The following is a 10058-nucleotide window of genomic DNA, read 5'->3' on the forward strand; positions in this document are numbered from 1 at the left end:
GGAAAAGAAAATTCTTTAAATAATAGACCTATTTGTATTATGGAGGAATTTTTTTGATGAGAGAAATTGGATTTTCGGAGATTAAGAGTGTCGCTTTAGATATTTTAAAAGATGTGGCACATTTTTGTGATACACATGATATTCGATATGTATTAGCGTATGGAACAATGTTGGGAGCCGTTAGACATAAAGGTTTTATTCCATGGGATGATGATATTGATATCATGATGCCACGGGATGATTATAATCGCTTTATTAAGACATATAATGAGCATAACTCAAGATATCAAGTATATTCTATTGAAAATGATGATAGCTATACTTATACAATGGCAAAGGTATTCGATCAAGAAACAATTATGGTTGATAATACATTGTGGCGTAATTTTGATAAAGCAGGTGTATTTATAGATATTTTCCCAATTGATGGGTTACCGGATGAAACACAGGCACAACAAAAAATATTTAGACATCAACAATTTTTAAACTTGTTATTCCATGGGTCTTCTATGAAGTTTACATTCAGTAATCGTTATGTAGACTCTAAAGGTAGCTTTGCAAAGTTAAAAGGGTATGTTCGTACATTCTTAAAATTTGGTGCTATTAGTTTAATGCATTTTTTACCAACCACAAGTTTAATCAAAAAGATTAATCAAGATGCCCAGCAGTATCCATTTTCCAATTCGAAATACATAAGTGTTCTCGTCGATTGTGCAAGTGGTAATAAACGAGAAGTATACGAAAAAACTTTGTTTGATAATAGAAGTTTATATCCTTTTGAGGATACTGAGTTTTGGGGACTTACAGATAGTGATTTCTATTTAAGTCATTTGTACAATAATTATATGGAAGCACCACCTAAAGATCGACAGGTACCGCATCATAACTACAGAGTGTATTGGAAACAATAAGAGGGGATTATATTATGAAACTATTTACAGTAGGACCAACTCAAATGAGACAGGAAATTCTTGATGTAAGACATCAACAAGTTCCTTATTTTAGAACAACAGAATTTTCTGAAGTTATGTTAGATTCAGATAGACTGCTTAAAAAATTTATGAATGCACCAGAAAGCTATAAATCCATCTACTTAACAGCTTCTGGTACGGGTGCTTTAGAAGCTACTATTATGAATTGTATGAATGAAACAGACCATGTGTTAGTTATTAATGGTGGTACTTTTGGTCAACGTTTCGTCGATTTATGTGAACTCCACGAGATACCTCATACTGTGATTAAATTAGACGAGGGTGAGGAGCTAACCGCAAAACACTTTGCTGCCGTAGAAGAACAATCATTTACATTTGTTATTGCTAATATTGATGAAACTTCGACCGCACAGTTATATGATATTAATTTATTAAGCAACTTTGCTAAAAAGAAAGAAGCATACTTGGTAATTGATGCGATTAGTTCGTTCTTAATTGATCATTATGATATGGCTGGTAATAATATTGATGTTACTATTTTGAGTTCTCAAAAAGGCCTTTGTATTGCACCAGGTATATCCCCTATTGTAATTAGTGATAGATTATATGAAGAACGTGTAAAAAATAATCATATTAAGAATCTTTACTTCGATTTCAACCAATATGTAAAAAACTTTACAAGAGGTCAAACACCATTCACACCTGCTGTTGGGGTATGTTTAGAAATGAATAAAGCATTACATCTGATTGAAGAGGAAGGTTTTGAAAATTATTTAGCTCGTATTGATAGTGTGGCGAAAGATTTCAGAAATAGAATTAAAGAATTACCAGTATCTCTTCCTGCCTTCAGCATCAGTAATGCGGTTACGCCTATCCGTTTTGAACAACCAATTGCTAAAGATGTATTTACAATTTTGAAGGACAAATATGATATTTTTGTAAATCCTACGGGTGGGGTTAATGAAGAATACGTTCTACGCGTTGCTCATATTGGTGATACAACTATTGAGGATAATAAAATGCTCGTAGAAACAATGAAATCAGTCATTAAAGAGATTACAGGTAAATAATATGGTAAAAGTGATAACATATGGAACATACGATTTGTTTCATGAGGGACATTACAATCTATTAAAGAATGCAAAGGCATTAGGAGATTACCTAATTGTTGGGGTTACGTCTGACTATTTTGATAAATCTAGAGGTAAATTTAATGTTCGTGATTCTTTAATGACGCGCATTGATAATGTGCGTGCTACAGGTTTCGCAGATGAAATTGTAGTAGAAGAATATTTTGGCCAAAAAATAGATGATATCAAACGATTTAATGTAGATATATTTACCGTTGGATCTGATTGGGAAGGCTATTTTGACTATTTAAATGAGTATTGCAAGGTAGTTTACTTACCAAGAACACAAGGTATTTCAAGTACGCAGATTAGAAATTCTGAGAATATTAGACTTGGTATCATTGGTAATGAAGTTATATTAGATAGATTTTTGGATGAGTCTAAATTTGTTAGTGGCATTGATATTATTGGTGGGTACACAGAGGCAGAGTCGGTTGATACTATCTATAAATCACATCAATTTAATAATTTAGAACAATTTGGTTCATCTGAAGAATTGCTGGATAAAGTAGATGCAGTATATATTAATATGCCTTTATCCAAACGTGGTGCTTATATCGAAAAAGCACTACAAGCCAAAAAACATGTATTAACAGAATTCCCATTTAGTAGTGACCTTGATGAAACATTACGCTTAATGGACTTGGCGAAATCTTCCAACTTAGTATTGATGGAAGGCTTGAAAACAGCTTATAGTCCTGCATTTAATAAGTTAATTGCCATGGCTCGTAGTGGAAAAATTGGTAAAATCTTTAATGTAGAAGCTAATTTTACACAAGTTTTGGGGGAAGATTTGGCTAATCAAATTAGAATAGCTGGTGGTAGTATTTTATCCTTAGCATCCTATCCATTATTAGCTATCTTTAAACTCTTAGGATTTGATTATAATCGCGTTGATTTTATAAGTCATAAGGTTGATGATGTTGATATTTTATCAAAGATTAATTTTCTTTATGATGATGCTATGGCCTCCGCTACTGTGGCAATCAATGCTAAGGCAGAGGGAGATTTAGTTATATCTGGTTCTAAAGGATATATTTATGTACCAGCGCCTTGGTGGAAAACAGAATTCTTTGAATTGCGTTTTGAAGATGTGAACTTAAACCAAAAATACTTCTATAAGTTTGAAGGTGAAGGCTTACGATATGAAATCGTTGAGTTCTTAAAATGTATTAGAGAGGACTCTGAAAGCTTCTTGATGAGTCATCAAGATATGATTGAAGAGGTACGCGTCCTCAATAAATTTGTATCTAATACAAATGTTACCGTTATTTAGTATGGGATTGAGTGAGTATGCAACAATTATCTTTACGAGAGGTTCAGCTAGAAGAGTTAAATCTTCTCAAGGATTTTGACCAATTTTGCAAAAAATATAATTTAAAATATAGCTTATGTTATGGCACATTAATAGGTGCAGCTCGACATAAAGGGTTTATACCTTGGGATGATGATATTGATGTTTGCATGCCAAGACCTGATTATGAACGGTTATTAACGTTAAAAGAGCACTACGATCACGATGGATTAGAGCTAATTGCTAATTCTATCAATCATAGTTTGGATGCAACCTATGCGGCTATAATCAATAAAAATATCCCTTGTGAAAATATATATTCTAATACATTGCGTAGTAAGTATTTGTGGATAGATATTTTTCCTGTTGATGGATTTAGTGAAGATATGTCCATTATGAAAGAGATTTATGATAAATCTATTTTTTATCAAAAAATACTTACATTAGCTAGCGCTAAACTGTTTAAGGGGAAATCTCTCATCCATGCTTTAGGAAAATTAGTGATTGTTCCATTGTGCCGTTTATTTGGTAAACAACGTTGTATCGATATCATGGATCGTTTGGCTAAATCTTATGACTATACTAAATCAGAGTATGTTGGTGTAATTGCATGGGGTGAAGGTGTAAAGGAACGATTGCCTAAACAGGATTTTGAGAAGATGACTACTATTGAATTTGAAGACCAATCATTCTCTGTTATGTCCTGTTGGAGAGAATATCTAGATAATATGTATGATGACTATATGCAGATGCCTCCTGAGGATCAACGCTGTGGACATAATATTGTTGCATATAAGATAGAGCGAAAGGATTAAGTATATGGAGCCGTTACTTTCTATTATTGTTCCCATTTATAATGTTGAACAGTATGTTGATAAATGTATTCAATCAATACTTAATCAAACCTATCAAAATTTAGAAATTATTTTAGTCGATGATGGGGCAACTGATCGCAGCGGTTCTATTGCAGATTCTTATGCAGCGAAAGATAAACGGATTAAGGTTCTTCACAAAGAAAATGGTGGGATTTCTGATGCTCGTAATTATGGTTTAGACCATGTTACAGGAGACTATATTTTATTCGTTGATAGTGATGATTTTATTGTGAATACAATGTGTGAAAGATTGTTTACTATTGCGAATAGTACACATGCTGATATGGTATCTTGTAATTATTACATCTATAGAGGTGATGATGATATCAGTATACACACTATGTCTGTTCAAGATGATAAACGAACTTTTACAGGCACGGATATGTTGCGATATTATCTGCTAAAAACGGAACCATTCGATCTCAATGTTGTATGGAATAAGATTTTTAAATCAGAAGTATTTAATGGAATAGCACCAGTTCGTTTTCCTAAGGGACGTATTCAAGAAGAAAACTTCACTATTTTTAAGCTATTCTTGAATTGTCAGACTGTAGTGACAATCAATGAACCTCTCTATTATTATGTTCAACGCGCTGGTAGTATAATGACTAACTTTAGTAGACGTTTTATGACGGATACAGTAGAGTCCCATATGCATATGAGTGATTATCTTATGAATCACTGTAGTAGTGTAAAGAATGAGCTGCAACTGTATCTTTTAAATTCCTATGTGGAATTGTCTCGTAGAGTCTGTGCAAATCAATGTAAGACAGAGTATAAAGATTTACTCACACAATATAAACACTATGTATTAGATCATACGGCTGATACCAGCCATAATCCATTGTGGAAGTGCAAACAATATATAAAGAGGTTATTGGTTAAATTATATTATTAACTATGAATCATAACCATATTTGTACGGTTGTATATTACATATAATTAAAACCCATAGAGATTATCTTTATGTTTTATTGATAATACTATGGGGTTTTCTCTAATTATAAAAGTATAATTAGTAAGAATTGATATATATTAATGTTAGAGGATGGGTAATGTGAGGAAGAGTTACTCCGTATTAATAGAGAACATATTTTCTCTTCTAACCTTACGCGCTTTAGAATATGTACTTGCATTTATCTTGGTACCATATTTGATTCGCGTATTAGGACCATTGCATTTTGGGATGATTGCCTTTATGCAAGGTATTATGGAATATTTTCGAATCTTCGTTGATTTTGGGTACTCCTTAACGGCACCAAAGGCAATAGCACAGGCTGAAGAACAGAAGATAGGATCTCTATTTGCCAAATATTTTTATGGAAAAGTATGTATATTAATATTTGTTACGCTGGTATTTTTTGCTGTTTATAATCTACAACGCATATTACTAGGAAATACGATTGACATATTATTATTTCAGGTTATGTACTGTGGAATTATAGGTAATGTTTTATTTCCTGTATGGTTTTTTCAAGGTATACAGAAAATGCGATATATTACCATCTTGAATATGAGTGGTCGTATCTGTACAATGCTTGGCATATTTTTACTCGTAAAATCTCCAGATGATTATATACTTGCGGCATTTTTACAAGCTTGTACTCCATTAATTGCAGGTATTTTTTCAATAGTTTGGTTAAGAAAACACTACACAGGATTATTCAAATTGCCACCTATGGATGAGATTATTAATTCTTATAAAGAAGGCTGGTCTATATTCGTATCTTCGTTGGCAGTTAACTTGTATACTGCAACTAATGTAGTGGTATTGGGGATGCTTACGAATAATGTTATCGTTGGTTATTATAGTGCTGCTGATAAATTAATTACCTGTGTTCGCAGAGGTATATATGCTGTAAGTGATGCAATATATCCATTTATAAGTAAGATGATGAGAGATGATATTCCCAAGGGATTACAATTTATTAGAAAGCAATTATTCTTGTATTTGCTTATAGGCCTCGTTGGTTGTACATCTCTATTTTTCTTTTCAGATACTATAGTTACGCTACTGTTTGGAGCGGATTATGAGTTAACAGTTGATGTATTACGAATCTTGTCATTTGTTCCATTAGCTGTTGCTATTAGTACTGTATTTGGTGAAGAAACGATGCTACCCCTTAATATGAATAGTGCTTATAGCCGGACTTTAGTATTAGCAGCATTCTTTAGTTTGTTATCTATATTCCCATTGTGTTATATGTGGGGTGCAGAAGGCGTAGCAATGACAATGCTACTAACAGAATTTCTAATTATGATTGTTATGGGAGGCTTATTATGGAAGCGACTCTTGTAAGATGTATTAACTAGTTTGTGAGGTTTGTCTTAATATGATTGATACAGTATATTATAAAATTCAAGAGCTATTGCTTTGTGCAATGATAATTGCATTACCATTGATGCGGATACCAGATCGGTATACTTTGTTCTCAATGGGTAATAATCTATCGATGATATTTCTTTTCTTTTCCATTTTGTTATTTATTGTATATAGCATATGGAAAAAGAAGACAGAGGTTCCATTTAAACCATATTTTGCTATATCTATCGTCTGGATTGTTTTTTGTACTATATTAGGAGTATTCTCGTTTCCTTTTTATGATACTGTTATCTATACGTATCTAATTAATACATCTGTTGTCCAAAAACTATATGCTCTATTCCCTTCATTCGTAGGTAATGAATTTATTCTACAAGTAAAGTTAATGGTATCTTTAGTTTGGTATTTATTTAGAAACTTTATATTTCCACTAATTGGGTTATTCTTAATTATTTTTAATCTATATAAGGATGATTGTAAAAAAGGTCTCGATACAATTGTTAATGCTGCAAGGATATTAACAATACTATGTATAGCTTACTCTATTATAGAGGTTTCTTGGCTATGGAGTGGTTCAGATTATTTAGCTTCTATACTAGTAATGATTAATAATAGCTTATATGACCCTGTAGTACAAAGTGGTTGGTGGCCTCCAGAATTATGGCCAGGTCAACTTAGAAGCCTTGCATTAGAACCATCCTATTTTAGTATGATTGCCGTATTTTTGGCACCATTATTAGGTATTCATTATGTGAATGCTAAAAATAAACTTGATATTATATTAGCATTTCTCTTAGTTGTCATGATTTTCTTAACTAAGGCTCGAACAGGTGTTGTTGTTTATATATTCGAACTGGTTGCATTTATTGTATTAAGTCTAATATTTAGATATAAATCTTGGTGGAAGTTGTGTCTATTTACAATTGGACTTAGTGTTCTAAGTTATTCTTTTGCTATTGTTGGTGATTCCGTAGTAAGCCCTATAATTAAGGCTAGTATTTCTCAAACAAATACTACCAAAGAAGCATCTCAGGCTATATCTGTAGAAAAGGCTTTAGATAAGTATATTGATAGCAATGTTAAGTCAGTTAGCAATACTAGTTCTAGATCCAATTCAGCTAGATTTGGCAATACAGTTGCGATGTTTAACGTTGGACTAGACCATTTAGCATTTGGCGTTGGTAGAGGCTTGCACTCAAGCTATATGGTTGATAAATTCCCTGATTTTGCTAAAGATAGTGGAGAAGTCAAACGTTGGACAGAAGACGTATTACAAAAGGGCTTCCTAGCATTTGAATATCCAGTACTTAATGAATTCGCAGCTATATTGGCATGGTTTGGGTTAATAGGAGAAATCTTATTTATTACTCCAATTTTATATATTTTATATAGAACATATAAGATTAAGAAGTATATTAATAACCCTACATTAGTTTACCTATTGGTAGCATTCTTTGGGCAAATTGCATGCTTTATGAGTAATGAATTTATATTGGCTTATCCAATTCTTGTAGGGATTTTGATCTGTTATATTAAATTTTATGAGCATAGTGATGCATAAATAGTATGGGGAGTTAATGTATTAGAAAGTACAAAATATATATTGTAATTAATATTTAAACTAAATCGAATAAATTTGATATTCTATTTATGGCTTTTCTGTCTCATAATTGGTTATAATCTATATAGTAATATTATGTAATGAATATGTTGGGAGTATTCATTTGGGGATGATTAAATTAGTTAATATATGGGTTTGGGAGAATTTAGCTATGAGAAAATATGTACTTTCAGTTGATAAGAATAAGCCAATAGAGCTTGAAATCACAAATATTTTAGATGATGACAAAACCATAGTGCGTGGTCGTCTTAATACATATCATTTGGATTATGATGTAGAGACATCTTCTGTGTTATTAAGCTTTACTTTGGAAGACGATCGAGAGTCTATATATAGTATTAGATTACAAGAAGATGACTCTTTATTAAAATGTTTAGATTGTACTCCTCAGGAGGTATTCTTTAACATTGTTAATTTCCTAGGTGAAGTAATACATAAGGCTAAATCTGTTGGATATACATTAGTTATGAAGTTAGACTATCAAGCTTCTAGATTACTTGTAAAGGATTTAACAAAAATTGGTGAGGAATATCGCGTATTCAATGGAGAATTAGTATATTAGGATAATTTTTAATAAAATATATAGTGGAATTAAAAGAAGGTATCAACTGTAATTGATACCTTCTTTTATATAGAAATAATTAACTTATTAGTTGAAGTATAGTATATGTTAAATGTATAAAATATGCCACAACACCCTCATATTTGTTTTGTATTTTATGGTGTATATGCACGATAATAAGCTAGTCATGCAGTATATGTGGGATCTTATCTTTAGTACGTATCAATATTACGATTTACCATTATTACTGCTCTATGCTGTGTTAATAGTGGCGCAGAAGGTGCCATTTTAATGTGAATTTCACCGTTTTTTTGGTATAATAAGCAAGTATTCCAACGATAAAACGGAGGTAATTCTAATGCGTAAATTCTTATATATGTTAGCAGCTCTACTCGTGTTGATCGGTATTAATACACATGACGTAGAAGCTCGTACAGATGTGTATGCTACAACTTATAACGGTAATAGCTGGTATGTAGACCAAGACTCTGTGAAGAAAGTAGGGGATGTACTCAATTTTACAGTGTACACTACATCTGGCCTTAGCTATAAGGTATCATCTAGCGATAGTAACTATTACAATGCAGATGTATTCTACTATAACAATAAACTTGTTTCAGACAATGGCCAATCCGTTTGGAAATCTCCAGGCATGATGGCCGCCATGCGCGTGGCGCGTAAATAATAGATATAATAGGTCTAGTACGTAAATAATAGAAATAATAAAGGCAGCGAGATAATCGCTGCCTCTTGGTTTATAATACAACATATTAGTATTGTTTATCTGTATTTGACGATATATGATATAAACCCTATAATATAAACAGATAGCCAAACGAGTGGTTCCGTCGGGCTCATCTCACAGTTACAAAAAATTGATGAAATGGCCTTTCAGTTACCTAATTATCCAGGGGATAACGAAGGGCTATTTGTCTTTTCCAAGACAAATAAGAGCCACAAGTGCACCAAAGGCAATAACAACAGTCATTACCTCTAGAATTATCATGATTAACTCATAATCACTCATAGAGCACCCCTCCCTCCATTAACGAAGAGAGGCCCAACCTCGCCGACTATCTTAGGTCAATTATAATGCGAACATATGAGTTAATCAATAAGCATCTATAAATACAGATATACAGATTAAAGTGTAATAAGGACTTTAAATATTTAGTAGGATAAGGTTAATATGGTACCCTAAAAAATAGAACAGGCCTGTTCTATTTCTAGAGACACCATATCAGGATCATCTTAAAATTACTACAGGCCTGTACTAATTTAAAATCCCCTTGTTAAGTACCTAAGTACTCATCAAGGGGAT

At 32.4% G+C, this 10058-nt stretch carries 9 protein-coding genes; all 9 read left to right on the forward strand.

All coding sequences use genetic code 11. The annotated features are described in order from the left end of the window. The first annotated feature begins 56 nt into the window (after nucleotides 1–56). The 9 genes from QZ548_RS04665 to QZ548_RS04705 all read left to right on the forward strand — a co-directional run bounded on the left by QZ548_RS04665 (nucleotide 57) and on the right by QZ548_RS04705 (nucleotide 9422). Nucleotides 57–911 (forward strand): phosphorylcholine transferase LicD, encoded by an 855-nt coding sequence (locus tag QZ548_RS04665; protein ID WP_295868681.1) that lies wholly within the window; start codon nucleotides 57–59, stop codon nucleotides 909–911. Between the two features lie 14 nt (nucleotides 912–925). Next, the gene (locus QZ548_RS04670) at nucleotides 926–2002 is read left to right on the forward strand and encodes an alanine--glyoxylate aminotransferase family protein (protein ID WP_105090014.1); all 1077 of its coding nucleotides are present in this window, start codon (nucleotides 926–928) and stop codon (nucleotides 2000–2002) included. Nucleotide 2003: 1 nt separating this feature from the next. Further along, on the forward strand, nucleotides 2004–3338 hold the full coding sequence (locus QZ548_RS04675; protein WP_105090015.1) for an adenylyltransferase/cytidyltransferase family protein: 1335 nt from the start codon (nucleotides 2004–2006) through the stop codon (nucleotides 3336–3338). Nucleotides 3339–3355: 17 nt separating this feature from the next. After that, nucleotides 3356–4171, forward strand: coding sequence for a phosphorylcholine transferase LicD (locus QZ548_RS04680; protein WP_295868683.1), 816 nt, complete (start codon nucleotides 3356–3358; stop codon nucleotides 4169–4171). Between the two features lie 4 nt (nucleotides 4172–4175). Beyond that, nucleotides 4176–5129 carry a glycosyltransferase gene (locus QZ548_RS04685; protein ID WP_295868686.1) on the forward strand — a complete coding sequence of 318 codons (954 nt, stop codon included), beginning with the start codon at nucleotides 4176–4178 and terminating at the stop codon, nucleotides 5127–5129. A 159-nt stretch (nucleotides 5130–5288) separates the two neighbouring features. Continuing rightward, on the forward strand, nucleotides 5289–6530 hold the full coding sequence (locus QZ548_RS04690; protein ID WP_295868689.1) for a flippase: 1242 nt from the start codon (nucleotides 5289–5291) through the stop codon (nucleotides 6528–6530). Nucleotides 6531–6564: 34 nt separating this feature from the next. Next, nucleotides 6565–8115, forward strand: coding sequence for an O-antigen ligase family protein (locus QZ548_RS04695; RefSeq protein ID WP_295868692.1), 1551 nt, complete (start codon nucleotides 6565–6567; stop codon nucleotides 8113–8115). A gap of 211 nt (nucleotides 8116–8326) precedes the next feature. Next, the gene (locus QZ548_RS04700) at nucleotides 8327–8737 is read left to right on the forward strand and encodes a hypothetical protein (RefSeq protein WP_295792790.1); all 411 of its coding nucleotides are present in this window, start codon (nucleotides 8327–8329) and stop codon (nucleotides 8735–8737) included. A gap of 358 nt (nucleotides 8738–9095) precedes the next feature. After that, complete coding sequence (locus QZ548_RS04705; protein ID WP_129823743.1) at nucleotides 9096–9422, forward strand: Tat pathway signal protein; 327 nt, start codon at nucleotides 9096–9098, stop codon at nucleotides 9420–9422. Nucleotides 9423–10058: the final 636 nt, after the last annotated feature.

Origin of the sequence: uncultured Veillonella sp. (genome assembly GCF_915069625.1) — a bacterium.
In the GTDB taxonomy this organism is placed as follows: domain Bacteria; phylum Bacillota; class Negativicutes; order Veillonellales; family Veillonellaceae; genus Veillonella.

Coding starts and splice junctions, on each gene's coding strand:
- QZ548_RS04665 (WP_295868681.1), top strand. CDS start 57: ATGAGAGAAATTGGATTTTCGGAGATTAAGAGTGTCGCTTTAGATATT.
- QZ548_RS04670 (WP_105090014.1), top strand. CDS start 926: ATGAAACTATTTACAGTAGGACCAACTCAAATGAGACAGGAAATTCTT.
- QZ548_RS04675 (WP_105090015.1), top strand. CDS start 2,004: ATGGTAAAAGTGATAACATATGGAACATACGATTTGTTTCATGAGGGA.
- QZ548_RS04680 (WP_295868683.1), top strand. CDS start 3,356: ATGCAACAATTATCTTTACGAGAGGTTCAGCTAGAAGAGTTAAATCTT.
- QZ548_RS04685 (WP_295868686.1), top strand. CDS start 4,176: ATGGAGCCGTTACTTTCTATTATTGTTCCCATTTATAATGTTGAACAG.
- QZ548_RS04695 (WP_295868692.1), top strand. CDS start 6,565: ATGATTGATACAGTATATTATAAAATTCAAGAGCTATTGCTTTGTGCA.
- QZ548_RS04700 (WP_295792790.1), top strand. CDS start 8,327: ATGAGAAAATATGTACTTTCAGTTGATAAGAATAAGCCAATAGAGCTT.
- QZ548_RS04705 (WP_129823743.1), top strand. CDS start 9,096: ATGCGTAAATTCTTATATATGTTAGCAGCTCTACTCGTGTTGATCGGT.